Genomic DNA, 24,222 nt, shown 5'->3' with positions numbered 1-24,222 from the left:
GATTGCAAGCTTGGTCGTTTTCGATTGCAAGCACTTACACTTAGGGTTTGCTGAGCGGTGGGGTACGCGGCGGCACCTTGCGTTTCGAACCGGTGGCTTCGAATGCGCTGGCCAAGGTCAACAACGCCGAGTCATGGTAGGCGCGGCCAGCAAAGGTCAAGCCAACAGGCATGCCGATGTCGTGCATGATGCCCATCGGCACCGTGACCGTCGGCACGCCCAGGTGTCGGATAGCCAGGTTGCCGTTGGCCACCCACACGCCGTTGCTCCAGGCGATATCTGCTGACTCGGGGTTCACGTCGGCATCGGCCGGGCCGACATCGGCGACCGTCGGGAAAATCACGGCAGCCAGCTGGTGCTTGTCCATCCAGTCTTCGAGGTCGATTTTTCGGGTTTTTTCCAGCCCGCGCAGGCCATCGGGCAAGGACGCAATCTGATCCCAGGGCGTGATGCCGCGTTTGGCCATTTTCACGTACTCGTCCATGCCGGCCGCGAGGTCGTCTTCGCGGTTGGGCAGGGTGCCGGGGTCATGGGGGAAGATTTTCGGGCCATCCACATCGGCCAGACAGTTGAGTTTCGGGTCGCCATTGGCACGCAGAAAATCATCGAACGCCCAGGCCGACAGATCCCACAATTCGTCATGCAAGAACGTTTCGGACACCAAACCGCGGTTGAACACCGTGGGTGCTCCCGGGCGATCGCCCTCGCAGTTGGAGACCAGCGGGAAATCCACTTCAATCACTTCAGCGCCTGCCGCTTCCAGCGCCCGGCGCGCCTGCTGCCACAGTTCGATGATCGAGTCGCGGGTAATGATCTTTTGCCCGGTCGGGCCGCCGATCCCCGGTTTTTCGGACGTGCCGGCGTCGGGGTCGGCATTGATGTACATGCGGGGCACGCCAAAGCGTTTGCCCGCCAGGGCCTGTGGCGTGGCCATCAGTTGCAGGTACGATTCGGGGCGCACCGAAGAGGCGCTCGGGACAGGCACCCACGGTTGCAAGCGCCACAGATCGCCACGGGTGTCAGGGTCGTCGGCAACCACGATGTCGAGCACTTCAAGCAGGTCGGCCATGGTTCTGGCAAACGGTACGACCACATCCATGGTCGGCGTCAGGGGCCAGTTCCCGCGCACCGAAATCACCCCCCGGGACGGGGTATAGGCGCACAGGCCATTGTTTGACGCAGGCCCACGGCCGCTCGACCAGGTTTCTTCCGCAAGACCGAACGCGGCGAAGCTGGCGGCGGTGGCGGTGCCCGCACCATTGGATGACCCGGAAGCAAACGGCGCAGTCAGGTAATGCGCGTTGTAAGGGCTTTCGGCCCGGCCGTATACGCCGCGTTGCATGCCGCCGTTCGCCATGGGCGGCATGTTGGTTTTGCCCAGGCAAATGGCGCCCGCTGCACGCAGCCGTTCAATGGTGAACGCATCGCGATAAGCAATCAGGTCCTTGAAGGCCGGGCTGCCGGAAGCCGCGGTCAGCCCCTTGACCAGATAACTGTCCTTGGCGGTGTAGGGGATGCCGTCCAGCGGACCCAGGGTTTGGCCTGCGGCGCGGCGTTCATCTGACGCGCGCGCTTGGGCCAGTGCATCCGGGTTGCGCACCACAACGGCATTCAGCGCGGTGGGGGTGTCCGGGCCGTCATACGCGTCGATGCGTTGCAGGTAAGCCTGCACCAGCGCCACGGCGGTGGTTTGCCCGGATTTCAGCGCGGCGCGTAAGTGGGCAATCGATACTTCAGTCACTTCGATCATGCGTTCACCGCCTGGGGTCCGAAGGCATGGACATGATGGCTGGCATCACGTGTGGAGGTCGGGCAGAAGGCATCGTGTGTCTCAAACTGGCAGGTCATATCGGTTCTCATTGCACGGCTCACGCAACAGGGGCTGAACGCGGGTCTGTTACCGTTTCATTGCAAGCCGCGTCACCGGCTAACGGTGACACGCGACCCGAAGGGACGAGCATCCACGTAGCGCAGTGCGGCGTTGCTCGACGCGTGTTGGGAGCAACCCAACCACGCCTCTCGCGCTTTGCCCTGCACCCGTGGGCTTTCGTCGCGGCGGCGATGAAGTGGTAACAGACCTTGGGGGCCAGAGCTTAGCGAAATCCCGGGCGTTTAGGCCATCACCAATGCACTTTCGGGTGCCGGGTCGATCCATTCATCAATGCGCGCGGCGGGAACCGGCATTCGATTACTCAGTCATAGCCATGTGCCATATCGGCCCTTTGGAAAGGAATCATTCGATGTTCAGTGCCCGCCACCCTTTTTTTGCGATGACCGTCCTGGGTGCAGCGTTGCTGATGCCAGGGAGTGGGGCTCAAGCCGCCAGTGAGCCGACGCGTATCGTCATGGGGCCGTTCAGTGCCGTGTACAACGACGCCATTCTGGCGGGTGCCAGCGAGGCGGGCAGAACCTACACCGTGCGCAGTGCGGGTTTCACCGTCAATGACCTGCAACAGATGAAAAAAACCCTCGACGACAACAGCCGGGCCCTCGCTGAACTGCAGTCGCTCAAGCAGACGGTAAGTGAGCAGGCGCGCCAGATTGAAGCGCTCAAACGCGACACCGGGTCGATTCACAGCACCGGCTCCAATGAGCTGTCGCGGCTGACACGCACCACCGAAGAGCAAAAGAAAGAACTCGACAAGCTCGCGCAACAAGTGGAAGTGCTCAAGCGTAACGCGGGCGCCACTGACGTAACGGCGCTCAAAAACACGCTCGACAGCCAGGGCCGTACACTCGAGAAGCTCGACAGGGAGGTGCAAGACCTCAAGCGCAATGCCGGTTCCAGTTCCAGCTCGGGTGCCAGTGAATGGTCTGCACTCAAAAACAAAGTCGATAGCCATCACAACAGCCTGGACAAACTGGAGCGTCAGCTCGACGACGTGAAACGCAGTGCCGGTTCAAACTCAAGTGCCGCCGACCTGTCTTCCCTCAAGCGCGAAGTGAGCGATCAGCAGCGTGTAATGGAAGGGCTGAAGCGCAGCGTTGAAGACCTCAGCCGCAAAGTGAAATGAGGCGTGGAATGGGATCCATTTTGGCCCACGGCTGAAAAGATTCAGCTTATAGCCATTTGGAATAACCTTATGGGCCTAATATTATTAAAAACATGTGGTTATTTAATGACTTAGGTCAGTAAAGAATTGGAAAAAAACGTGCAAAATATCTTGTTACGAGTTGTAACGCTGAGGTAAGATCGCCCCGCGTTCACCTACCACGGTTTATGCATTTTTTAAGGCCCAAGTTTCCATCAGCTACTTGGGCTTTTTTTTGGCAGGGCGATTTATTGGATCCAAAGTTGTCAGGGCCATGAGCCCCTTCAGCCGCGCGGGATCACTTGAGGCCCCGGTTACGGCGCCAGGGTGCCGGCGTTATACGCGCCGGGCTTTGGTACACGGTGAAAGCATGGCCGTCGTAATACAGGCTGCGATGTTTGCCCTGATTGTCCAGCGTGACCATGAGTTTGTCGGGTTGCTTGGCCAGCAGGCGCGTGTGGTGGCGGATTTCTATGCTCTGGCCGTTTTCCAGCACGTGATCGATCTGGGCCCCAAACTGCTTGAGGCTGCGCAGGTCACTGCCCATGCGCGCCAAGGCCTGCACGGCGGCGGGTCGACCTCATCAGCGGCGTGGCACAGGCGGGACACCGCCAGCAAGGTCCTGAGCAGCGCGCGATGCACAATAGCCATGGCCCGGCCCTTATCAGACGAGCGGCAAGCGAACGGTCCAGGTGTTCACATCCGACGAGCCGGTGCGTTCTGCGACGATCACGGTTTGACCGCCGCCCACTGCACGTCCACGGGCTGTCGAACAGGGTGCGTCAATGAATCCCGGCTGGCCGCATGCTATCGTGCACGCCTTTTTCGAGGGGTAATCCGATGCGAATGCTGATTGGCGCTGTGAGCTTGGCCCTGCTGGGCGGTTGTGTTTCCTCTGCGATGAATGAGGCGCGTCACCAGACGCCGGTGCGGGTGCTGGCTTCCAGTAAAGCCACGCCGTTGGTGGCACAGTGCATTCAGTTTTCGTGGCAGGACGAAGCCGTGTTCGGCGTGGATGCCAGCGGCTACATGAACACCCCCAAAGACGGCGGCATGACGGTCTACACCCGGGGTGCCGAATCGTTTGCCGACCTGACGCCCCAGGGCACGGGCACCTCGGTGAGTTACTACGCCGCCAAACCCGATGACAGTGTGGCCATGCGCCGAATGGCGGCGATGGCCACTTGTCTGTAATTACGCGGTCCCGGGGTTGAGGGGGCGCGTGTGAGCCTGCACCACGGTTTTGTGCTGACCCGCCACTGGCGCGACACCCCGTCGGGGATTGAAGTCGAGTTCTGGCTGGCCACCGACAACGGGCCGCAACGCCTGCGCCTGCCGCTTCAGTCGTGTACCGCGTTCATCCCCGCCGAGCAGCGCGAGCAGGCGCAAGCGCTGTTGCAGGCTGAGCGCGGGCTCGAATTTCGGCCACTGGCGATGTGCGACTTTCATTCGCGCCCGGTGGTGGGGCTGTACTGCCAGCAATACGGCCAGTTGACTGACATCGCCCAGCGTCTGCGACGTGCCGGGGTAGACGTTTACGAGTCTGATATCCGCCCCCCGGAACGCTACCTGATGGAGCGTTTCATCACGGCGCCCGTCAGTTTTCACGGGCACCCGCAACCGGACGGCCTGTGGCTGGAGGCGCAGATCAAACCCCATCCCGACTACCGGCCGCGCTTGAAGCTGGTGTCGCTGGACATCGAAACCAGCGAGCAAGGCGACCTGTATTCAATTGCCCTTGAAGGCTGCGGCCAGCGTCAGGTGTACATGTTGGGCAAGGCCACGGCCGCCGATGCCCCGGTGGATTTTGACCTTGAGTTCTGCGCCACCCGTGCCGAGCTGCTGCACCGCCTGAACCAGTGGTTTGCGCGGCACGACCCGGACGCCATCATTGGCTGGAACGTGGTGCAGTTCGACATGCGGGTGCTGCACGAACATGCGCGCCGCCTTGGCATCCCGTTGGCGTTGGGGCGCGACGGCAGTGAGATGCAGTGGCGCGAACACGGCGCGCGCAACAACCACTTTTTTGCCAGCGCGGCCGGGCGGCTGATTATCGACGGCATCGAGTCCCTGCGTTCTGCCACCTGGTCGTTCCCCTCGTTCAGTCTGGAGAACGTTGCGCAAACGTTGCTCGGGGAAGGCAAGGACATCAGCACCCCGTACCAGCGCATGGACGAAATCAACCGCATGTTCGTCGAGGACAAACCGGCGCTGGCGCGTTACAACCTCAAGGACTGCGAGCTGGTGACGCGGATCTTCGAGAAAACGCAGCTGCTGACCTTCTTGCTGGAACGTGCGTCGGTCACGGGGCTGGAGGCTGATCGCAGCGGGGGCTCGGTGGCCGCGTTCTACCACTTGTACATGCCCCTGATGCACCGTCAGGGCTTCGTGGCGCCGAACCTGGGGGACAACCCGCCCCAGGCCAGCCCCGGCGGGTTTGTCATGGAGTCGCAGCCGGGTTTGTACGAGTCGGTGCTGGTGCTCGACTATAAAAGCCTGTACCCGTCGATCATTCGCACGTTTCTGATCGACCCGCTGGGGCTGGTAGAAGGCTTGCGCGACCCCAGCGATAGCGCGTCTGTGCCCGGCTTTCGCGGCGCCCGTTTTTCCCGCACCCGGCATTGCCTGCCGGCCATCATCGAGCGCGTGGCCAATGGCCGCGAAGCCGCCAAGCGCGAGCAGAACGCGCCGCTGTCCCAGGCCCTGAAAATCATCATGAACGCGTTTTATGGGGTGCTGGGCTCCAGCGGTTGCCGTTTTTTCGACACGCGACTGGCCTCCTCGATCACCCTGCGCGGGCACGACATCATGCTCAAAACCCGTGCGCTGATTGAAGCCAGGGGCTACAGCGTGATCTACGGCGACACCGACTCCACATTCGTCTGGCTGCGCAGTGAACACAGCGAAGCCGACGCCAGCCGCATTGGCCGCGAGCTGGTGCAGCACGTCAATCAGTGGTGGCAAGACCATGTTCGCGAAGAGTACGGGCTGACCAGTGCGCTTGAATTGCAGTACGAAACCCATTACCAGCGCTTCCTGATGCCCACGATTCGTGGGGCCGAGGAGGGCAGCAAAAAGCGGTATGCCGGGATGGTGGAGCGCCCCGACGGGCAGTTCGAGATGGTCTACAAGGGGCTTGAAACGGTGCGCAGCGACTGGTCGCCGCTGGCGCAGCAGTTCCAGCAGGCCTTGTACGAACGCATTTTCAAGCGTCAGCCGTATCAGGATTACGTGCGTGATTTTGTGCGCAGTACGCTGGCCGGTGAGCATGACGACTTGCTCATTTACCGCAAGCGCCTGCGTCGCCCGCTCAGCGACTACGAGCGCAATGTGCCGCCCCATGTGCGGGCCGCGCGGCTGGCCGATGAATACAACGACCGTCACGGACGACCCCGCCAATACCAGCGTGGCGGCACCATCAGCTACATCATCACCGTGGCCGGGCCGCAGCCGCTGGAGAACCTGACGGGCGCAGTGGATTACGAACATTACCTGACGCGCCAGCTTCAGCCGGTGGCGGATGCGATTCTGGTGTTCGTCGACGACGACTTCAGCGCCTTGGTGGGCGGGCAGATGGGCCTGTTTTAAGCCTTGTCCGACGCCTCAGCCAAGGCTTTGGACTTGGCCCGGTCCTTGGCGGCCTTGGCTTCGACGGCCAGGCACTCCATGCAGAACTGCTCGGCGTAGCTCATGAAAATCTCAGTGGTGTCATTTTTGATCGTGCGCGAACCGGCGAGGATGTAGCGCATGCGCTTTTCCGTCACGCCGATGCGCGACGCAATCCAGGCCGGGGTCTGGCCGATGCGGTCGACCAGTTTGTTGGCGTATTCGGTGTCAGGGTTGTAGCGGTCAGCATTGGGGTACATGAGTGTTCCGTGTGGGCAGGATGCAAATCAGGGCGGCAGGGTACTCCTTTTTCGCCGGGCTGACGCGGCAAATCCGGCGGCAGGTAGCGAAACGTCCGGCCCGCAGATATGAACTAGAGTTCTTCCCACTCACTGACAGACACGAGAGGGATTTTCATGACTGCGCTGGACGTTTTTTGGGTCGGATTGGGGGGCGGGCTGGGGTCACTGCTGCGCTGGTGGATCGGTTTACGGGTTGGCCAACTGTATAAAGGGCCGTTGCCGCTGGGCACGTTTGTGATCAACGTCAGCGGTGCGTTTGTGATCGGTTACCTGAGCATCCTGTTCAGCGTCGACTGGCGTGACCGTTACGGTGATTTTCTCAACGCGGCCGTGCTCACCGGCATTCTGGGCGGCTACACCACCTTCAGCAGCATGCAACTGGACGCCTCGAAACTGGCCAGCGCCAAGGACCGTGCCTGGGCTGCCGGGTATCTGATTGTTTCGGTGGTGTTGGGGTTGGCGGCTGCCGCGTTCGGCGCCTGGCTGGCGCGTTAATCAGGAGCAGGAACCATGTTGAATCTGATCATGTTGATTTTTGTCGGCGGCGCGTTTGGCGCCATGTGCCGCGAGTTTGTGATGCTCTCGGTGCCACGCCTGGCCGACGGTTTTCCCATGGACATCTTCGTGGCCAACATCGTGGCGGCGTTTTTGTTGGGCGTCGCGACGTCGTTGTTCAAAAGCAACCGCATCAACCAGTACGTACACGTGATGATCGGGACCGGGATCATGGGCGGGCTTTCAACCTTTTCCAGCTTCGTGTTTGGCGCGGTTGAAATGATGAAAGACCCGGCCGGGGTCTTTGTGTCCATCTGCTACCTGGTGGCCAGCCTGGTGATCGGTTTTGCGGCGGTCGAACTGGGGTTGATTGCCGGGGCGAAATGGCCTGCCCGGCCGGCGGACGATAGCCACGCCTGAACGCACGAACGCAGGCGGGGGTGGCCCTCGCCTGCGCCTAGGTGCCTTAGCCCAGCGACGTACGCTTGCCGAAGAACATTTCGGTGATCAGGTCATTGTTGATCGCATCCCCCTGCAGGGTACGCACCAGCAGCTCACTGCCCAGCAAGGGCAGTGACAGCACCATGGTAGGGTTGACGCGTTTGACCTTGGCCATGTTCTGGGTTTCGTTAACCAGAGCAATGATTTGCGTGTCGTCACCGGCCACTTCCTTGGCCGCCAGAATCACAAACACGTTTTCCGCGTCACTTTCTGACAGCACCACGATGTATTTCGCTTCGTTGGCACCCGCCAGCTTCAGGGTCGACACGGCCGAGGTGTCGCCTTCGATGATGTCGGCCTTTTCCGGCAAGTCGTGCGGGCTGCCGGGGGGGCAGACCACGGTCACGTGTTCGCCCCGTTCTGTCAGGCCCTTGTAGACGTTTTGTGCCAGAGAACCCATGCCCACCAGGATGTAGTGATTTTTACGCGCCATGTGAGAAATCCTGCCCTTAACAATGCGTTGGATGTTGTTGCTGATCAGCGGACCGGCAATGGACGCCACCGAGATCGCGAAGATGGTGATGCCCAGGATGATCACCGTCAGGGTGAACATGCGGGCATCGGTGGTGTGCGGGACGATGTCGCCAAAGCCCACGGTGGACATCACCACGATGGCAAAGTAGAACGCGGTCGGCAGGTCGGTGACCTGCGGCGCGAACTGTTCGCCCATGTACAGCGTGCCAAGCATGCTGTAGACGATCAGCGAGGCGATGCTGACCACGGCGAAAAAGCTGCCGGTGGCCAGGCTGTAGTGGTCGAAGCGGCGCCAGAAGTACACCAGCACGGCAATGGTGAACAGCGAGAACAACGTCACGCCATCGGGTTGCTTCAGGATGAACACGTCGACGCAGACCGTGGCCACCAGCAACAGCAGGCAAAAGAACCAACTGATGCGCGACTTGATCAGCAGGCCGATGGACATCAACAGCAACACCAGCCCCACCACGAAGCCGGGGATTTCCAGCAGCGCCAGAAAGCTCAGGGCTTCCTTCCAGGAGCTGAACAGGCCGGACGCCTCGTTGGAGTGCGCGACGCCGCGTTGCAACACCGGTAAGAACAAGAGAAAACCGTTGATGGCCACCAGCAGGGCGACCCCGTAGGCAAAGGAGAATCTGGCTTTTACGTCCTCTTTTAAAGTCATGGTTCCTACGACGCCTCAGTTAAAGAATGGATGGAGTGTAGGTCAGCGGCTAACGCGCACGTCCTTTTGCTGAATCTGTTCATCAGGCATTGGCTCCTAAATGGTCATAACCGCGCAGGTAGTAGTTCAAGGCTGAAATCAGCCAGCACAACACGAACATGCCGATGATCCAGTAGCCGATCTCGCCAAAGTGTTCGCTGATGGCGTTGATCGGGGTCCAGATACCGCCCGTCAGTTGCAGTTTGTCGGCAATCAGCCCGAGGGCTTCAACCCCGCCGATAAACAGGGCCACCACCACCGAAGCGGCGGTGATGGTGATGTTGTAGTACAGCTTGCGCACCGGTTTGGAAAAGGCCCAGCCGTAGGCGCCGATCATCACAAAGTTGTCCAGCGAATCCACCAGCGCCATGCCCACGGCAAACAGCACCGGGAACACCATGATCGACCACAGGCTGATGCCATGGGAGGCGCTGGTGGCACTGATGCCCAACAGGCCGATTTCAGTGGCGGTGTCGAACCCCAGCCCGAACAGAAACCCCACCGGGTACATGTGCCAGCTTTTGTTGACCAGGTTGAACACCCGGCGAAACACCCGCGCCAACAGGCCGCCGTTGTTGCTCACCAGCCCGTCCAGCTCGTGCGGGGTGAAGGTTTTGCCAGCCTTGACCTGCTTGAACGTCTTGTACACCGAGATCAGAATCACCAGGTTCAGCACCCCGAACAACAGCAGGAACACCGCCGATACCAACGTGCCGATCAGCCCGCCGGTTTCGTGAAACCACGCCATGTCGTCTTTGAACGCCATGGCCGTGGCGGCGATGGCCAGCGACGCCAGGATCACGATGGTGGAATGCCCGAGGGAAAAGTACGTGCCCACGGCAATCGGGGTTTTGCCTTGTTGCATCAGCTTGCGGGTGACGTTGTCGATCGCCGCGATGTGGTCGGCATCCACCGCGTGGCGCAAGCCAAAACTGTAGGCCAGCAGCGCTGTGCCCATCAGCACCGGGTTGGTGCCGAATTCACTGAAGGCCCAGAGCCATGCCAGTGCGTTGGCGACGATCAGGCCGGTCAGCAAACAGATCGCATTGCGCCGGGTCGTGGAGGGCGCTGCTGGGGCCAGGGGTTCGACGATGGCTGTCATGTAAAGGCTCCGCAAAAGGATGAAGGCTACTGGCGGTGGGCAGGCATGACGTCTTTGTTGGGCACCAGAAATAACCACGACGCCAGTACAAACGGCATGGTCAGGGTCGGTATGCCCACCGGTGCCAGCAGGGTATTCAAAGCCCCTTGCACAAACACCGTGAAAATCACCCCGATCACGGTGTAGATCAGCACCCGCCAACTGGGCGTGTTGAACGTTGAGCCCAGCGCAATGGCGGTCAGCACGGCGCTGAACGCGTACAGGCCATTATTGATGCTGGCATGCTCGGCTTGCAGCACGGTAGCCGTCAGCACCGCCAGCAGCGAACCGCAGACGGCAAACACCGCCGCCCACAGCGAGGACACCGCGAGCCCGGCGAGAAACAGCACGCTGCCGATCAGGGTGCTGATCAGAAACACTTCGGAAATGCCGTTGAACACCCCGTCGAGCAGGTGAATGCCGTCGAACAGGTTGCTGTTGTGTGCGACCAGATCGTGGGGCAGGTTGGGCACCGGCAGCGCCGTATTGGTCAGGCCGCCAAAGGCGTAGCTGGCCAGCAGGATCATCCAGGTCACCAAGACAAACGGGGCAGTCAGGGCGGCGACTTTCCAGGTGTTGAGGATGTCGGCAATGCAGAGCATGACGATCACCGAGACCACGCTGGCAAGGATGATGCACAGCCACAGCACCGGTGTGACCTCAAGAAAGGTCGGCAACGCCGCGCCTACCAGACAACCGTTGTAGCCGTACAGCCCGGCCTTCCACGAGGCCCGGTCCTTGAGGCTCAGCCCGGCGAGGGTCGCCACCGCCGTGCCGAGTACGCAGCCCCAGGCCACGGCCGGGATGCCTTCGGCATAGGCGCCGACGAAGATCGCGGCGAAGAACAACAGCCCGGTCAACGGGTTGTTCTGGAACATGACTTGGGCACAACCGCGCAGGGTGACGTCGATGAACTCGATCCCCCGATTGCCGTTTGCCAGTTGGGTCCATGTGGAACCGGGCGCTTTGGCGACATCCATAGATGCTTCTCCATTCGGGCTGCAAAGGGTGTGCAATCACCGGCGCCGCAGCCGGCCCCGGTCACTACTGCGCAGTGCGAGTCGCCTAGCGCCAGAGAAACGGCGGCGCTAAGGTGACCCCCAGAATTTCCTCACGGGCGACTTTCCAGAACTCGCGGACCTGAGCCTTGACCTCACCGCTGTCATTGCCCAGCACCTTGAAGATCAGCCCGCAGTCATTGGGCAGGCGGGTTACGCCACTGGCCAGCCCGGCCTTGATATCGAACAGGGCAGGCATGCGTTCGACAATCCGGTCGTGATGCGCCTTGGGGGTGAGCAGCACCACGTTGCCGAACACGTCGAAGGTCTGCATCACGCCAATGGCGTCGAGGCTTTCCTTTTTGGGCTCCAATACGTATTTCTCGACAAACAGCTCCCGGCCCTCAAGGGTTTGGGCGCAGACCCGCGAGGAAAACACGTCAAAACCGAAGCGTTCATCCACGTGGTGGTATTTGCGCCCGGACATCAGGATTTCGCTGTAAATCGCCGTGGCCGTGGGGTGAATCGTGATCCGGGTGTCGGTGATAAACCGTGCATCGCGGTGCGGGATCAGCGGGTCGGGCATGAACTCCAGGTAGCCGTTTTCCTCGACCCGAAACTGCTGGATCTGCGAGGCATAATTGGCATTCATCGAATGCACTTTGGTGGCCGATTGGGTCGTCACGTGCCCGCAGGCGCCCACGCCCACATTCACGTCGGTGGCCAGGCGGTCGCCTTGCAGCACGCAGCCGGAAGTCGAAATCATGGTCACGCAGGGCAGACCGGGCATTTCTTCGTCCCAATACAAGGCCCGCTGCACCAGTGACGGCACGCGCCGCTCGACATCCGCCAAAATGCTGCGCTCCCCGCGCCGCTCAAACCCCAGGCGCAAGTAACCGCTTTTGCCGACCGCGCCGCTGTGCATCTGCGGCGGTTCATTCTGGTACTCCGCCAGCTCCGGCGCGTCCTGACCCAATGCATGAGCGCGAAGCCGTGAAGGGGTGTTCACGATGTTCAGGCTCTGAGCAGTCATGCAGTGACCTCGTGGGTGGCGGGTTTCTGGGCGAACAGGAACATGTGTTCAATCATGTCCACCAGCTCTTCAATGCCTTGGCCGGTCTTGCAGTTGGTGAGGATGTACGGGCGGTTGCCGCGCACCACTTTGGTGTCGCTTTCCATCACGTCCAGGCTGGCGCCCACGTACGGCGCGAGGTCGATTTTGTTGATGATCAGGATGTCGGCCTGCACCAGCCCTGGACCGTTTTTGCGCGGGATTTTTTCGCCTTCGGCCACGTCGATCACATAAATGTAGAAGTCGGCCAGCGCCGGGCTGAAGGTCAGGGTCAGGTTGTCGCCGCCGCTCTCGATCATGATCAGGTCGCTGTCGGGGAATTTCTCTTCCATTTCCTCGACCGCGGCGATGTTCATGCTCGGGTCTTCGCGCACCGCCGTGTGCGGGCAGGCGCCGGTTTCGACGCCGAGGATCTTGTCTTCGTCGAGGATGCCCTTGAGGGTGCGCTTGACCTGTTTGGCGTCTTCGGTGGTGACGATGTCATTGGTGATGATCAGCGGTTTGTAACCGCGATTGATCAGGATCGGGGTGATCACTTCAATGATTGCGGTTTTACCCGAGCCGACCGGGCCGCCAATACCAATACGTGTAATTTTTTTCACGGGACTTGCTCCTGAAACAGTCTTTTCATCGGGCACCGCGCTGGCAGGGGCCGGCGCGGTGCAGCGGGTCAGTTCATAAACAGCCGCACATGGGCTTTGACGTGGACCGCAGCCAGCACGTCGACAATGGGCACATAGGACGACATCTGCTCGATGTCGCCGATTTCAGCGATGTCGCAAAACGCTTCAATGTCGTGGTTGAGTTCAAACAGGATGTGCTGGGTGTCCAGGTGCGTGACACGCATCAGGCGCATGGCGGCGCTGAGGATAGTCATCGCCACCCCGTACTGGTGCATCACCACCACCTCGCGGGCGCCGATGCCCTGGGTCGACATCACCACGGCCTGGGTCACGGGGTACGTGCCTGCGGCGTTGCCGGCCTTGATTTGTTCCAGCCACCAGCGCACCAGCGGGGTTTCCACCACATGGATTGACATCTGCGCGAGTTTTTTGCCCATGCGGGTGGCCATCAGGCGGCTTTCTTCGTTGAGCTTGCGGTTATTGACCGCCCAGTCCGCACGCAAAATGCCATCACGGTCATCAGCGATGGCCGCGCGGTGCGCCGCGACCACCCCCATGCCGTCACAACTGGCGGCCTGCTTGAGCGCCGTGAGTACAAACCCTTTGAGGGTTGCCACATCGTGCACGATGCCGGTCTGGATCGCGGACTCTACCCCGTTGGAGAACGTGAACGCACCGACCGGTAACACCGAGTCGCCAAACTGCATGATGCGGATGAGATCTGCTGCCTTCATGGTCACGCCTTCTGCAAGGTTCAGTGCTTATGGTCGTGGTGCGTATGGCCATGGTCATGGCTGTGACTGTGGCTGATGCCGTCGCCATGGCTGTGCACGCCGTGAATCTTGAGTGCCGCGGCCTCCAGCTTGTCCTGAGGGCTGGCGACGTGGACGTGGGTGTCGGTTTCTTCGGCGCCGCCGAACAGCAGGCGGGCTTCGGAGCTGGTGAGGTGCGGCAGGATTTCGGCGCCGCCGATGAAGGCGTAGGGCAGGTGTTCAAAGCCGTGGGTGCGCATCACCGAGTCCATCATCTTGGTTTCCACGGTGAGCGGGATGTACACCTCGTTGTTTTTGGTCACGGCTTTCCAGTGCTGGTTGCCCAGTGCGTGGCCGAGTTCGAAGCTGGTTTTTATCAGGACATCGAGGGGCTGTTTTTTCAGCTCCTTAAGGTCAATCACCATGACGTCGCGCAGGTTCAGTTGCACCACCACGGCGGTTTTGCTGGCCTCATCCCACATCAGGACATCGCCGTCGGCCAGCACCACGTTGCGTTCCAGCGAAATACCCAGGTCGCGCCCGCCGAGGCTGGTGCGGCGACAGCGGCTTTTCTGCGCTTCGCGCTGATCGAGCACCAGCAGGTCGATGTGAGCGCCTTCGAGTCTGCGCTGCCAGACCGGGTCTTTCTTGGCATTGCCCAGAATGTGTTCAATCAAAATCACGTCGCAAACTCCTTCCTTGATGCCCGGCCATCCACCCACGGATGGCGGCCGGGCGGTCTGCCTTAACCGAAGAAATACCGCTGGTTCATGGTGGCCACATCGATCGGTTTGCACGTGGCGTGCACGCCGTCGACTTTCACCTCGAACGTTTCAGGGTTGACTTCGATGTGCGGCGTCTGGTCGTTGCGCACCAGGTCCTTCTTGGAAATGGTGCGGCAATTGCGCACCGCCATGACCTGACGGTCCAGCCCGGCCTTTTCCTTGACCCCGTCTTCCAGCGCGGCCTGCGACACGAAGGTCACGCAGGTGTCTTGCATGGTTTTGCCGAAGGCGCCGAACATCGGACGGTAGTACACCGGCTGCGGCGTGGGCAGGGAGGCGTTCGGGTCACCCATGGCGGCCCAGTTGATCATGCCGCCCTTGATCACCAGTTTTGGTTTGGCCCCGAAGAAGCGCGGGTCCCACAGCACCAGGTCGGCCATCTTGCCCACCTCGACAGACCCCAGGACGTGGCTCACGCCTTGGGCAATGGCCGGGTTGATGGTGATTTTGGCCACGTAACGCAGCACGCGGAAGTTGTCGTTGCCCGCGCTGTCTTCCGGCAATTTGCCGCGCGAGACTTTCATGGCGTGGGCGGTTTGCATCACCCGCAGCCAGTTTTCACCGACCCGGCCCATGGCCTGGGAGTCACTGGAAAACATGGAGATCACGCCCATGTCTTGCAGCACGTTTTCGGCGGCGATGGTTTCCGGGCGTACCCGGCTTTCGGCAAACGACACGTCGGCCGGTACGTTGGGGTTGAGGTTGTGACAGACCATGATCATGTCGAACAACTCGGCCTGGCTGTTGACGCCGTAGGGCAGGGTGGGGTTGGTCGAGCTCGGCAGGACGTTGAGCTGGCTGGCCACCTTGATGATGTCCGGGGCGTGACCGCCACCTGCGCCTTCAGTGTGGAAGGTGTGAATGGTGCGGCCTTCGAAGGCATCGATGGTGTCTTCGACGTAGCCGCATTCGTTGAGGCTGTCGGTGTGCACCGAGACCTGAATGTCCATTTCATCGGCGGTGCGCAGCGCATGGCGCAGGGCGTTGGAGGTAGCGCCCCAGTCTTCGTGGACTTTAAGCCCGGCCACACCGGCAATGATTTGTTCGGCAAGCGGGTCGCGGGCAAAGGAGTTGCCCTTGCCCAGCAGGCCGACGTTGATCGGCAAGCCTTCGAGCGAGCGCAGCATCTGCCGGATGTTCCACGGCCCCGGCGTCACGGTGGTGCCGTTGGTGCCGTCGGTAGGGCCGATGCCGCCGCCGAAGAACGTGGTGATGCCGTTGGACAGGCCGTGGTAAGCCTGTTGCGGCGAGATCAGGTGAATGTGGGTGTCGATCCCGGCGGCGGTGAGGATCAGGTGCTCGCCGGAAATGGCGTCCGTGCTCACGCCCACCACCATGTTATTGGTCACACCGCTCATGGTGCCGGGGTTGCCGCTTTTGCCGATGCCGCAGATCTTGCCGTCGCGGATCCCCACGTCGGCCTTGATCACACCCTGAATGGCGTCAACGATGGTGACGTTGGTGATCACCAAATCGAGCACGCCGTTATCGCGGGTCAGGTGGTTGTTGGCGCCCATCCCGTCGCGCAGCGATTTGCCGCCGCCGTACACGGCTTCTTCGCCATAGCCGCGCAGGTCCTTTTCGATTTCTACAAACAGGTCAGTGTCGCCCAGGCGGATCTTGTCGCCCGTGGTCGGGCCGAACAGCCCGGCGTATTCTTTGCGTGAAATAGTTGGCATCGGTGGCTCCTTCCTTCATGCGGCGCATTCGTCAATGGCGCAACGACGCGCAGGCAAAATGTGAAATGCGGCGCTTAGTTGGATGGTTTGGAAAACTTGAAGCCGCGATCGGCTGCACGCTGGATGGCTTGCAGTTTTTCCGGGCGTTCATGGCCGCTGACCGTGCTGTCGGGGGCCCAGCCGTCCACCAGGTTGTTGAAGCCGTACAGGGTCTGTTTGCCGCCGAAGGGGATCAACGGCACTTCAATTTCATCGCCCGGCTCGAAACGGATGGCCGTGGTGGCGGTGATGTTCAGACGCTTGCCGAACGCGGCGGCGCGGTCGAACTCCAGCGCTCGGTTGACTTCGAAAAAGTGAAAGTGCGAACCCACTTGAATCGGCCGGTCGCCGGTGTTGCGCACTTTGACCTTGGTCACCGCACGGTCTTCGTTGAAGGTGATCGGCGTGCTGGCGTAGATGCAACCGCCCAGCGGCACATTGCTTTCATTGCCGGTGGATACACCCCCGGGGTTTTTGGCGTGGGGGATGTGGTGGTCAGGATGGGTGTCCTGATGCGGTGATTGGGAAGGCTGGGGGGATGCTGGCTTTTTGCTGCTCATGACGGAATCCTCAAACGGGTGTGTTTGGCGTTAACCGGCTTGACTGCTCGGCCGTTATTTGATCGGGTCGTGAACCGTGACCAGACGGCTGCCATCGGTAAAAATCGCTTCCACCTGAACGTTGGGGATCAGGTCGCTCACACCCTCCATGACGTCATCTTTGGTCAGTACTTTGCCCGCCTCGGTCATGACGTCTTCCACCGACTTGCCATCCCGTGCCCCTTCAAGCGCCGTGACGGTAATAATTGAAACGGCCTCGGGAAAGTTCAACTTCAAACCACGCGCCTTGCGTCGCAGTGCCACGTCCGACAAGGTGTAAATCATCAATTTGTCGATTTCTCTCGGGGTGAGCTGCATAAGCCCTCCTATTCACAGTGCGCTTAATCGTTAAGTTTCAATGTGCCGGTCAGACGGACAAACCCTTGTTTCAACATTCGGTAACGGGCAAGGATGCAACGGGTTGAATGTGGCGCAGGGTTTCTTAACGCGGTAATGGTTGTATTCAACACAGCGGGTATCACGCAGGCAGTTATCTTGCAGTGTTGATGCAGGGCGGCCGTTGTCGGAGTGCCACTGAACGTGAGCACGTTATATGACGCATACACTGCGCACGTTGCACCGGGGCGGTGTATCAGGTGTTTAAGCGCAGTGGTGTGTTCAGTGGTCATGGGCTCTTCCGTTCAGTTCCATCAAGACGGGCGCGATCAGAGCGTAGACGATAATTTTGCAGCGGCGAGCCAATCCAGGGCAGGGAAGGAGGCCCGGGCAAGGCTGCTTGACGAATCTGAAAAGCGTGAGCTAATTGTTTGTGTCACTTTTAAAACAGTAACTTAGAGCTACATTGCCTGTGATCGTGGTGGGGTGAATACGCTGCTATCGGGCTCGGTTTCTGGGTTAAATCTTCATGTTCGGTGCTCCATGTCATATTCATTTGTAGGTTTTTTCTTTGATTGTCGTAGCTTTTGTATCGGTATTCGATAATGTGTCGCGACGAGCTCACCCTGGGATGTGCCGCACTGCCGCTCAAGGGTCCGCAGGCGGCTTGTTGTTTTTAAACAAGTGTTTATGTCCCGGATGGTAAAGCGCCGCGTGCAGTTGATCGTTCAATTCAGCCAGTTGTTTGAGCATTTCAAGGCTGAGCCATACATAGGCATAAAAAGGCGTTTCTATTTCTTTGCCGCTAATACTCTTAAGTGCCAACTCGCGTAACTGGTGCGAACTTTTACGTAACTGTGAACTGATTTCGTTATCGCCAATGCCCATGACTAATTTGTTTTGCAACGATTGCAAGGCCAACGGTATAAGCCGGTGCAAGTCACTTAAGGCCGGTTCATTTTTAATCAATAAATGATTTTCGCGGGAAGACCAGTACGCATCGATCATCAGAATCAGTGTGGAGACCACATTGCGGTGCAACGTTTGCAGGCCATTGAAAACGTCCTGCTTGAGGTGGCTTTCGTTGCTCGCGGCGGCGATGTAACTGCGCAACTTGACCACCGCGTCCAGCTCATCTTTGAGTGAGTCGTCCAGGTGGGGGCGCTCCAGCACCTGCGGGGAAAAGTAGGCTTCATACAGGTCGTTGAGTTTGCCCATGCTCTGGCTGAACTTGATGCGCAGATCGGTATAGGCCCGTTGCGGATAGATGCTGGTGTAGATCAGCGCCAGTATCGAACCTGCCATGACGTAAACGCTGCGCAACACGGCGGCGTCCATGTCATTGGGGGCCGAACAACTGACCACGGCCAGGGTCGCGCCAATCAGCAGCGCCATGTAGGGGTGTTTGCCCAGGGTCAGGTAGCCGCACGCGAACATCACCACCGCGCACCACAGCAGCATCGCGGGGAATGAATACATCTCCAGGTACAGCGCCACCAGCCCCGACACGGCGCCGATCACCGTACCGCCGGTTCGTTGCACGGCGCGTGAGAACACATTGCCCCAGTACGGCAGCGGGCCCATCACGATCAGCATGGTAATCAAGGCCCAGGAGGCGTCTTCGAGCTTGAACCAGCGGATCCCCGCGAAGGTGATTAAAAACGCCAGGCTGATGCGGGTCGCGTGAATCCAGCGGTAATAGCGACAGGCCAACTGTTCCAGCGTCGAGATCTTTTTGCCCAAGTGCATGTCGCCTCCCACCCATGATCTGCAATGGGCAGGGAGCCTAGTTCAAGGGTGGGCAGTCCTCCACACGCGCCGGGCGTGGCCATGCCGGTTGCAGATGGCACGTTCTGTATTTCCTATGGCCGGGGCCGCGTGTACAGCGCATAAGATGACGCCAACTGGCCCAAAAAAATAAATGAGGAAGTGCTGATGAATGCTGTCCAGGCACCGCTGACCCGCCCACCCTTGCCCGCGTCGTTACTGCAATCGTTGCAGGCGCTGTTGGGCCCCCGCTTGTCGACGTCTGCCAGCGTGCGCGAGCACCATGGCAGCGACATTTCGTCTCTGGGCCCGATACCGCCGGATGCGGTGGCGTTTGTGCAGAGCCTGGACGAAATCGTCAGTGTTTCCCGGCTGTGCCATGCCCATGATGTGCCGATGATTCCGTATGGCAGCGGCACCTCGCTCGAGGGCTGGTTGCAAGCGGTGCAGGGCGGGGTGTGCATCGACGTGTCGGGGATGAATCAGGTGCTTGAAATTCGCCCGGACGACATGGATGTCACGGTGCAGCCCGGCGTCACCCGCAAACAGCTGAATGCGGCGTTGCATGGCACCGGTTTGTTCTTCCCGATTGATCCGGGCGCAGATGCCTCGCTGGGGGGCATGGCGTCCACCCGGGCCTCAGGCACCAATGCGGTGCGTTACGGCACCATGCGCGAGAACGTGCTGGGCATGACCGCCGTGCTGGCCGATGGCCGGGTGATTAAAACCGGCGGTCGGGCACGCAAGTCGTCGGCCGGCTACGACCTCACGCATTTGCTGGTGGGCTCGGGCGGCACGCTGGCCACGTTTGCCGAATTGACCGTCAAACTGCACCCCTTGCCGGAAGCCATTTCAGCGGCGATTTGCACCTTCCCCACGGTGGACGATGCGGTGCGCACGGTGATTCAGACCATCCAGCTCGGGGTGCCGATTGCCCGCATTGAGCTGATCGATGCCCTGACGGTGCGAGCCATCAACGCCTACAGCCACACCGATTTGCGCGAAGCCCCGTCGTTGTTTTTCGAGCTGCACGGCTCCGAGTCCGGGGTCAAGGAACAGATAGAAACCGTGCGCATGGTGGCCGATGAACACGGCGGGCAGGACTTCGAATGGGCCGTCAACCCGGAGGACCGCACCCGCTTATGGCAGGCGCGGCACGATGCCTACTTCGCCTCGGTGGCGCTGCGTCCGGGGTGTCGCTCGTTGACCACCGATTCGGTGGTGCCGATCTCGCGCTTGGCCGAGTGCATTGAAGCCACGGCTGCCGACTTGCACGCAAACGGCTTGCTGGCACCGATTTTTGGCCATGTGGGCGATGGCAATTTCCATGCGCTGATACTGGTGGACCCCCATGACGCGGACGAAGTGGCCCGTGCCGAGGCGGTCGCCCATCGTTTGGCCGAGCGCGCGATTGCCTGTGAAGGCAGTTGCACCGGCGAGCACGGGATTGGCCTGACCAAGCGCGATTACATGGCCGTTGAACACGGGCAAAACGCGGTGGATGTGATGCAGTCGATCAAGCACGCGCTGGACCCGAAAGGGCTGATGAACCCCGGCAAGATTTTCCGGCGCGATTAACACCACGCGTGGGCGCGCTGCTCGCCGGGATTGTCAGGTGACGCTGCAATCGCGGCGTGTATAGAATCCGCGGCATGGAAATTCGTCAGCTCAAGTATTTCGTCGCCATTCTCGACAACGGCAGCCTCAGCGGGGCGGCCCGCGACGTGTTTGTCGCCCAGTCCGCCCTGAGCAAGCAGATCCTCGACCTTGAGAAAGAGCTGGGGGTGCAACTGTTGCACCGCAGCCACAGCGGTGTGACGGCCACTGCGCCGGGCAAGGTGTTTTACGAATACGCCCAGGGCATCCTCAAGCACCTGCAGGACGCCCGCAACGCGGTGCTGGATTCGGCGCAAGCGGTCAGCGGCCCGGTGGTGGTAGCGCTGCCGCAGAGTGTGGCCAGCCCGTTGGCCTTGCCGTTGCTGCGCGAGGTGGCCACGCGCTACCCGCAAGTGCGGCTGAACCTCAATGAAGAGCTGACCGGCAACCTGTTCGAGCAGCTGTTGTACGGGCGTATCGATCTGGCGCTGTTCACCGATGCCGAGCTGCCGCCCGAGATCGCGTTCACCCCGTTGCTCGAAGAAGACTTCTACTGGCTGTGCGCGCCCGCGGATGACCCGTGGCCTGCCGGTCAGGTGCTCGACCTGGAGCAGGCGTTTGCCCGGCCGCTGGTGTGGCCGGGCGCGGCCCACGGTCATTGCACGCGGGCGATTGTCGAGCGCGTGGCGGCCCGCCATGGCGTGTGTGCGGCGCCTCCCGCGCTGGAAGTCAACTCGGTACACATCCTCAAAAGTGCAGTGCAAGCTGGGCTGGGCCCGACCTTGATGCCGCTCAACCTGGCCCGTCGCGAGCTTGAAGAAGGGCGCCTCACCGCCCATCGCGTCGACTGCCCGGCGCTGTATCGCACGCTGGGCATCTGCGTGTCGACCCGCATGCCGCCGACCCCGGCGCGTGAGGCAGTGGCCGCGCTGATCGGGGAGGTGGTCAACCGCATGGGTGAGCAGGGGCAATGGCCCGGCAGTCGCCGGTTGAGCAACGGGCCGACCTGACGCTCAAGGGCGTTGCGCCGCCGCGACAGGTGCTGCGCTGCGCAGGTCGAGTCTGGCCTTGGGCACGCACAAGCCCAGCGCGCCGCCCATCACCAGCACGGCCGCCATCATGTACATCGCCGCTTGAGTGCTGCCGGTGAGCTGGGTCATCCAGCCCACCACGATGGTGGCGAAGAAGCCCGCCACGTTGCCCATCGAGTTGATCAAGGCAATCCCGGCGGCCGCCGCCGCGCCGCCTACCACGGCGGTCGGCATGCCCCAGAACACCGGCAGGCTGCTGATCATTGCCGCGGTGCCGACCGTCAGGCCGATCATGGCCAGCCACAGGTTGTCACCCAACAAAGTGCCGAACAGCACGCCAGCCGCGCCGAGGGTCGCGCAGATCGCCACGTGCCAGCGGTATTCGTGATGGCGGTCAGAACTGCGGCCCACCAGCACCATTGCCACGGCGGCTGCGGCAAAGGGAATGGCCGACAACAGGCCGATCACCCACGGTTGGTCGATGCCGCTGTTGCGGATGATGGTGGGCATCCAGAAGCTGATGATGTACTGGCCCATCACCAGGCAAAAATACACCGCGCCCAACAACCAGATTTTTGGGTTAAGCAGCCCCTCGCGCACCGAGTGCCCCTGTTTGCCCTGGTTGTCGCGGTCAATCGCGGCTTGCATGCCGCGCTTTTCGGCTTCGCTCAGCCAGCTGGCGTCGGCAATCCGGTCGCGCAGCAGGCAGAACACGGCCATGCCCAGAAACACGGCCGGCAAGCCTTCGATCACGAACAGCCATTGCCAGCCGGCGTAACCGGCCACGCCGTTCATGTACTGCATGATGTAGCCGGAAATCAGCGACCCCAGCAGGTTGGAAATCGGCAGGGCGCAGATGAACAGCGCCACCATCACCCCGCGCCGGTGTCCGGGAAACCAGGTGGTGAGGTAGAAAATAATGCCGGGAAAGAACCCCGCTTCAGCCACGCCAATCAGAAAGCGCAGCGCGTAAAAACTCCAGGGGGTCTGCACGAACATCATGGCGGCGGACAGCAAGCCCCAGGTCACCATGATCCGCGCGATCCAGCGCCGGGCGCCGAAGCGGTGCAGGGCGATGTTGCTGGGCACTTCAAACATCAGATAACCGATGAAAAATATCCCGGCGCCCAACCCGTACACGGCCTCGCTGAACGCCAAGTCATCGAGCATTTGCAGCTTGGCAAACCCCACGTTGACACGGTCCAGATAGGCCACCAGAAAGCAGACCATCAACAGCGGCATGACGCGCCACGCGGTTTTACGATAAGCCTCGTCCAGTGCCTGATCGTCGGGGTCAGGGTGTTGCGCAGGAATGTGATTCATCTCAAGCCCTTTTTTGTTATCGCGCGCCTGAGCACGGGCGTGGCCAGGCATCTTTTTAGGGAGGTGCAAAGGGACTTTACGGTCGTGGGACGATTCGCACAATCGGCGGTTTAAGTTCCGCGCAGGGAACGTTCAGGCACGACAAAGGCGGCAGAAAAGACCAGCAGACAGGGGGAGGCTGAGCAAGCGGGCGTAAAAAAGGCCATTACCATCATGGGGATCCGGTAATGGCCAACTATCTCAACCAAAGAGAGCGTCAGGACTGACCTGACGGACGAGAATGTATCAATGGGCCACTTAGTTAGCTAGCTAAGGAGGCGCGAAACAGTTTTACCTGATGCGCAACAATGGTGCGTTTTCGAGCACGGGATGGACGCTGCGGGCGGTCTGGAACTGTTCACGTCAACGCTTAGGCGCTAACCTTCGGCCCCATGCACATACCTGACATGAATTTACTGGTTGCCCTCAACGTGCTGCTCGAAGAGGGCTCGGTGGTGGGCGCTGCGCGGCGCATGAACCTCAGCGCCCCGGCCATGAGCCGCACCCTGACGCGCATCCGCGACGCCCTGAATGACCCCATTCTGGTGCGTTCCGGGCGCGGGCTGGTGCCTACGCCGCGTGCACTGGAGTTGCGCGAGCAGGTGCGTGGCGTGGTGGAACTGGCGCACGGGGTGTTTACCCAGAGTCAGAACAGCGACCTGAGCCAGTTGGACCGCACCTTCAGCATCCGCGCCAACGATGTGTTCTTCGGGGTCTATGGCGGTGCGTTGCGCCGGCAAATGGCGCTGGAGATGCCCAATGCTGCGCTACGAGTGGTGCCCGAAGGGTTTACCGACGATGAAGCCCTGAGTGAAGGGCGGATCGATCTGGCCATCGGCGCCACGCTACCGGTGAGTGCGGACCTCAAGGTGCAGCGGCTGTTTACCTGCCCGTTTGTGGGGTTGGCGCGCGAAGGGCATCCGATTTTCGATCAGGCCATCACCGCGCAGCGATTTGCCGGGTACGACCACATCAGCGTCTCGCGCCGGGGCCGCGCCCGTGGGCCGATTGATGCAGTGCTGGCCGAAATGGACCTTGAGCGTCGGGTGCTGTTCACCACGCCGACGTTCTATTCCGCGATTTTTGCCTTGGCCAATTCGGAGCTGATCCTGCCGTTGATGCCGCAATTGTTGCTCAAAACCCTCGAGCCCCTTGGCCTCAAGCTGCGGGCCTTTGAGCTGCCCATCCCGTTGAAACCAGTCGAAATCACCCAGGCGTGGCACCCGCGGCTCGATAACGATCACGCCCACCGCTGGCTGCGACGCACCCTGAAAACCCTGTGCGATAACGCCACGGCGTAAATCGCGGTGGTGGATTGCGTTTGCT

22 protein-coding genes and 1 pseudogene are annotated in these 24,222 nt (G+C 60.8%); 8 read left to right on the top strand and 15 right to left on the bottom strand.

The window, feature by feature from the left end; translation table 11 throughout:
• Positions 1-40 precede the first annotated feature (40 nt).
• Entirely contained in the window at positions 41-1,750 is a 1,710-nt protein-coding gene (locus tag IF654_RS14065) for an amidase (protein WP_094987508.1), read from the bottom strand.
• A gap of 490 nt (positions 1,751-2,240) precedes the next feature.
• On the opposite strand from IF654_RS14065, the gene IF654_RS14060 reads away from it, so the two are divergent.
• Positions 2,241-3,014, top strand: a complete 774-nt coding sequence (locus IF654_RS14060; protein WP_194862300.1) for a hypothetical protein — start codon at positions 2,241-2,243, stop codon at positions 3,012-3,014.
• A 316-nt stretch (positions 3,015-3,330) separates the two neighbouring features.
• Here the strand turns inward: IF654_RS14060 and IF654_RS14055 are convergent, their stop codons facing one another.
• Complete coding sequence (locus IF654_RS14055; RefSeq protein ID WP_047280835.1) at positions 3,331-3,597, bottom strand: DUF2092 domain-containing protein; 267 nt, start codon at positions 3,595-3,597, stop codon at positions 3,331-3,333.
• A 275-nt stretch (positions 3,598-3,872) separates the two neighbouring features.
• On the opposite strand from IF654_RS14055, the gene IF654_RS14050 reads away from it, so the two are divergent.
• Positions 3,873-4,226: a hypothetical protein gene (locus IF654_RS14050; protein WP_194862301.1), complete on the top strand. Its 354-nt coding sequence runs from the start codon at positions 3,873-3,875 to the stop codon at positions 4,224-4,226.
• Positions 4,227-4,256: 30 nt separating this feature from the next.
• On the top strand, positions 4,257-6,620 hold the full coding sequence (locus IF654_RS14045) for a DNA polymerase II (protein ID WP_047282750.1): 2,364 nt from the start codon (positions 4,257-4,259) through the stop codon (positions 6,618-6,620).
• On the opposite strand, the gene IF654_RS14040 is transcribed toward IF654_RS14045, so the two are convergent.
• Entirely contained in the window at positions 6,617-6,898 is a 282-nt protein-coding gene (locus IF654_RS14040; protein ID WP_047275741.1) for a hypothetical protein, read from the bottom strand. The two genes, IF654_RS14045 and IF654_RS14040, sit on opposite strands and share 4 nt — an antisense overlap.
• Before the next feature lie 156 nt (positions 6,899-7,054).
• Here IF654_RS14040 and crcB (IF654_RS14035) point away from each other — a divergent pair, with 156 nt between their 5' ends.
• Complete coding sequence (crcB, locus tag IF654_RS14035; RefSeq protein ID WP_047280833.1) at positions 7,055-7,435, top strand: fluoride efflux transporter CrcB; 381 nt, start codon at positions 7,055-7,057, stop codon at positions 7,433-7,435.
• Between the two features lie 15 nt (positions 7,436-7,450).
• Positions 7,451-7,855 carry a fluoride efflux transporter CrcB gene (gene crcB / locus IF654_RS14030; RefSeq protein WP_047275737.1) on the top strand — a complete coding sequence of 135 codons (405 nt, stop codon included), beginning with the start codon at positions 7,451-7,453 and terminating at the stop codon, positions 7,853-7,855.
• 46 nt (positions 7,856-7,901) lie between these two features.
• On the opposite strand, the gene kch is transcribed toward crcB (IF654_RS14030), so the two are convergent.
• The 11 genes and pseudogenes from kch to IF654_RS13975 form a co-directional block, all read right to left on the bottom strand.
• Positions 7,902-9,077, bottom strand: a complete 1,176-nt coding sequence (gene kch, locus IF654_RS14025; RefSeq protein WP_047280832.1) for a voltage-gated potassium channel protein — start codon at positions 9,075-9,077, stop codon at positions 7,902-7,904.
• Between the two features lie 82 nt (positions 9,078-9,159).
• Positions 9,160-10,218: a HoxN/HupN/NixA family nickel/cobalt transporter gene (locus IF654_RS14020; protein ID WP_194862302.1), complete on the bottom strand. Its 1,059-nt coding sequence runs from the start codon at positions 10,216-10,218 to the stop codon at positions 9,160-9,162.
• A gap of 26 nt (positions 10,219-10,244) precedes the next feature.
• On the bottom strand, positions 10,245-11,237 hold the full coding sequence (yut, locus tag IF654_RS14015; RefSeq protein ID WP_047275732.1) for an urea transporter: 993 nt from the start codon (positions 11,235-11,237) through the stop codon (positions 10,245-10,247).
• A gap of 85 nt (positions 11,238-11,322) precedes the next feature.
• Positions 11,323-12,288, bottom strand: a complete 966-nt coding sequence (locus tag IF654_RS14010; protein WP_047276311.1) for an urease accessory protein UreD — start codon at positions 12,286-12,288, stop codon at positions 11,323-11,325.
• Positions 12,285-12,929, bottom strand: a complete 645-nt coding sequence (ureG, locus tag IF654_RS14005) for an urease accessory protein UreG (protein WP_047275728.1) — start codon at positions 12,927-12,929, stop codon at positions 12,285-12,287. The genes IF654_RS14010 and ureG overlap by 4 nt, the downstream gene beginning before the upstream one ends.
• A gap of 68 nt (positions 12,930-12,997) precedes the next feature.
• Positions 12,998-13,684: an urease accessory protein UreF gene (locus tag IF654_RS14000; protein ID WP_047276315.1), complete on the bottom strand. Its 687-nt coding sequence runs from the start codon at positions 13,682-13,684 to the stop codon at positions 12,998-13,000.
• A gap of 20 nt (positions 13,685-13,704) precedes the next feature.
• Entirely contained in the window at positions 13,705-14,385 is a 681-nt protein-coding gene (locus IF654_RS13995; RefSeq protein ID WP_047276317.1) for an urease accessory protein UreE, read from the bottom strand.
• Between the two features lie 62 nt (positions 14,386-14,447).
• A complete protein-coding gene (locus IF654_RS13990) occupies positions 14,448-16,166 on the bottom strand; it encodes an urease subunit alpha (RefSeq protein WP_047275721.1) in 1,719 nt (572 codons plus the stop codon).
• A 179-nt stretch (positions 16,167-16,345) separates the two neighbouring features.
• Positions 16,346-16,765: pseudogene (locus tag IF654_RS13985) on the bottom strand (urease subunit beta); the annotation flags it as partial.
• A 54-nt stretch (positions 16,766-16,819) separates the two neighbouring features.
• Positions 16,820-17,122, bottom strand: a complete 303-nt coding sequence (locus IF654_RS13980) for an urease subunit gamma (protein ID WP_047275719.1) — start codon at positions 17,120-17,122, stop codon at positions 16,820-16,822.
• Between the two features lie 666 nt (positions 17,123-17,788).
• Positions 17,789-18,889 (bottom strand): FUSC family protein, encoded by a 1,101-nt coding sequence (locus IF654_RS13975; protein ID WP_094987513.1) that lies wholly within the window; start codon positions 18,887-18,889, stop codon positions 17,789-17,791.
• Positions 18,890-19,075: 186 nt separating this feature from the next.
• Between IF654_RS13975 and IF654_RS13970 the strand changes: the two genes are divergently transcribed.
• Both IF654_RS13970 and IF654_RS13965 read left to right on the top strand, forming a co-directional pair.
• Positions 19,076-20,485 (top strand): FAD-binding oxidoreductase, encoded by a 1,410-nt coding sequence (locus IF654_RS13970; RefSeq protein ID WP_047275715.1) that lies wholly within the window; start codon positions 19,076-19,078, stop codon positions 20,483-20,485.
• A 74-nt stretch (positions 20,486-20,559) separates the two neighbouring features.
• Positions 20,560-21,513, top strand: coding sequence for a LysR family transcriptional regulator (locus IF654_RS13965; protein ID WP_047275713.1), 954 nt, complete (start codon positions 20,560-20,562; stop codon positions 21,511-21,513).
• Positions 21,514-21,516: 3 nt separating this feature from the next.
• Here IF654_RS13965 and IF654_RS13960 read toward each other — a convergent pair whose 3' ends face one another.
• Complete coding sequence (locus tag IF654_RS13960; RefSeq protein ID WP_047276178.1) at positions 21,517-22,857, bottom strand: MFS transporter; 1,341 nt, start codon at positions 22,855-22,857, stop codon at positions 21,517-21,519.
• A gap of 431 nt (positions 22,858-23,288) precedes the next feature.
• Between IF654_RS13960 and IF654_RS13955 the strand changes: the two genes are divergently transcribed.
• Positions 23,289-24,197: a LysR family transcriptional regulator gene (locus tag IF654_RS13955; protein WP_047275712.1), complete on the top strand. Its 909-nt coding sequence runs from the start codon at positions 23,289-23,291 to the stop codon at positions 24,195-24,197.
• Positions 24,198-24,222: the final 25 nt, after the last annotated feature.

The organism is Pseudomonas lundensis (assembly GCF_015377145.2).
GTDB lineage: Bacteria > Pseudomonadota > Gammaproteobacteria > Pseudomonadales > Pseudomonadaceae > Aquipseudomonas > Aquipseudomonas lundensis.
The sequence above is the reverse complement of the archived record's forward strand: the minus strand, read 5'-3'. Positions and strand labels throughout refer to the sequence as shown.

What these genes read in the sequence shown, in the direction of transcription:
- IF654_RS13980 (WP_047275719.1), bottom strand. Translation starts at nt 17,122, where the DNA reads ATGCAGCTCACCCCGAGAGAAATCGACAAATTGATGATTTACACCTTG.
- IF654_RS14050 (WP_194862301.1), top strand. Translation starts at nt 3,873, where the DNA reads ATGCGAATGCTGATTGGCGCTGTGAGCTTGGCCCTGCTGGGCGGTTGT.
- IF654_RS13970 (WP_047275715.1), top strand. Translation starts at nt 19,076, where the DNA reads ATGAATGCTGTCCAGGCACCGCTGACCCGCCCACCCTTGCCCGCGTCG.
- IF654_RS14000 (WP_047276315.1), bottom strand. Translation starts at nt 13,684, where the DNA reads ATGAAGGCAGCAGATCTCATCCGCATCATGCAGTTTGGCGACTCGGTG.
- crcB (WP_047280833.1), top strand. Translation starts at nt 7,055, where the DNA reads ATGACTGCGCTGGACGTTTTTTGGGTCGGATTGGGGGGCGGGCTGGGG.
- IF654_RS14010 (WP_047276311.1), bottom strand. Translation starts at nt 12,288, where the DNA reads ATGACTGCTCAGAGCCTGAACATCGTGAACACCCCTTCACGGCTTCGC.
- IF654_RS13955 (WP_047275712.1), top strand. Translation starts at nt 23,289, where the DNA reads ATGCACATACCTGACATGAATTTACTGGTTGCCCTCAACGTGCTGCTC.
- crcB (WP_047275737.1), top strand. Translation starts at nt 7,451, where the DNA reads ATGTTGAATCTGATCATGTTGATTTTTGTCGGCGGCGCGTTTGGCGCC.
- IF654_RS14065 (WP_094987508.1), bottom strand. Translation starts at nt 1,750, where the DNA reads ATGATCGAAGTGACTGAAGTATCGATTGCCCACTTACGCGCCGCGCTG.
- IF654_RS14020 (WP_194862302.1), bottom strand. Translation starts at nt 10,218, where the DNA reads ATGACAGCCATCGTCGAACCCCTGGCCCCAGCAGCGCCCTCCACGACC.
- kch (WP_047280832.1), bottom strand. Translation starts at nt 9,077, where the DNA reads ATGACTTTAAAAGAGGACGTAAAAGCCAGATTCTCCTTTGCCTACGGG.
- IF654_RS13960 (WP_047276178.1), bottom strand. Translation starts at nt 22,857, where the DNA reads ATGAATCACATTCCTGCGCAACACCCTGACCCCGACGATCAGGCACTG.
- IF654_RS13990 (WP_047275721.1), bottom strand. Translation starts at nt 16,166, where the DNA reads ATGCCAACTATTTCACGCAAAGAATACGCCGGGCTGTTCGGCCCGACC.
- IF654_RS13965 (WP_047275713.1), top strand. Translation starts at nt 20,560, where the DNA reads ATGGAAATTCGTCAGCTCAAGTATTTCGTCGCCATTCTCGACAACGGC.
- IF654_RS14060 (WP_194862300.1), top strand. Translation starts at nt 2,241, where the DNA reads ATGTTCAGTGCCCGCCACCCTTTTTTTGCGATGACCGTCCTGGGTGCA.
- IF654_RS14040 (WP_047275741.1), bottom strand. Translation starts at nt 6,898, where the DNA reads ATGTACCCCAATGCTGACCGCTACAACCCTGACACCGAATACGCCAAC.
- yut (WP_047275732.1), bottom strand. Translation starts at nt 11,237, where the DNA reads ATGGATGTCGCCAAAGCGCCCGGTTCCACATGGACCCAACTGGCAAAC.
- IF654_RS13975 (WP_094987513.1), bottom strand. Translation starts at nt 18,889, where the DNA reads ATGCACTTGGGCAAAAAGATCTCGACGCTGGAACAGTTGGCCTGTCGC.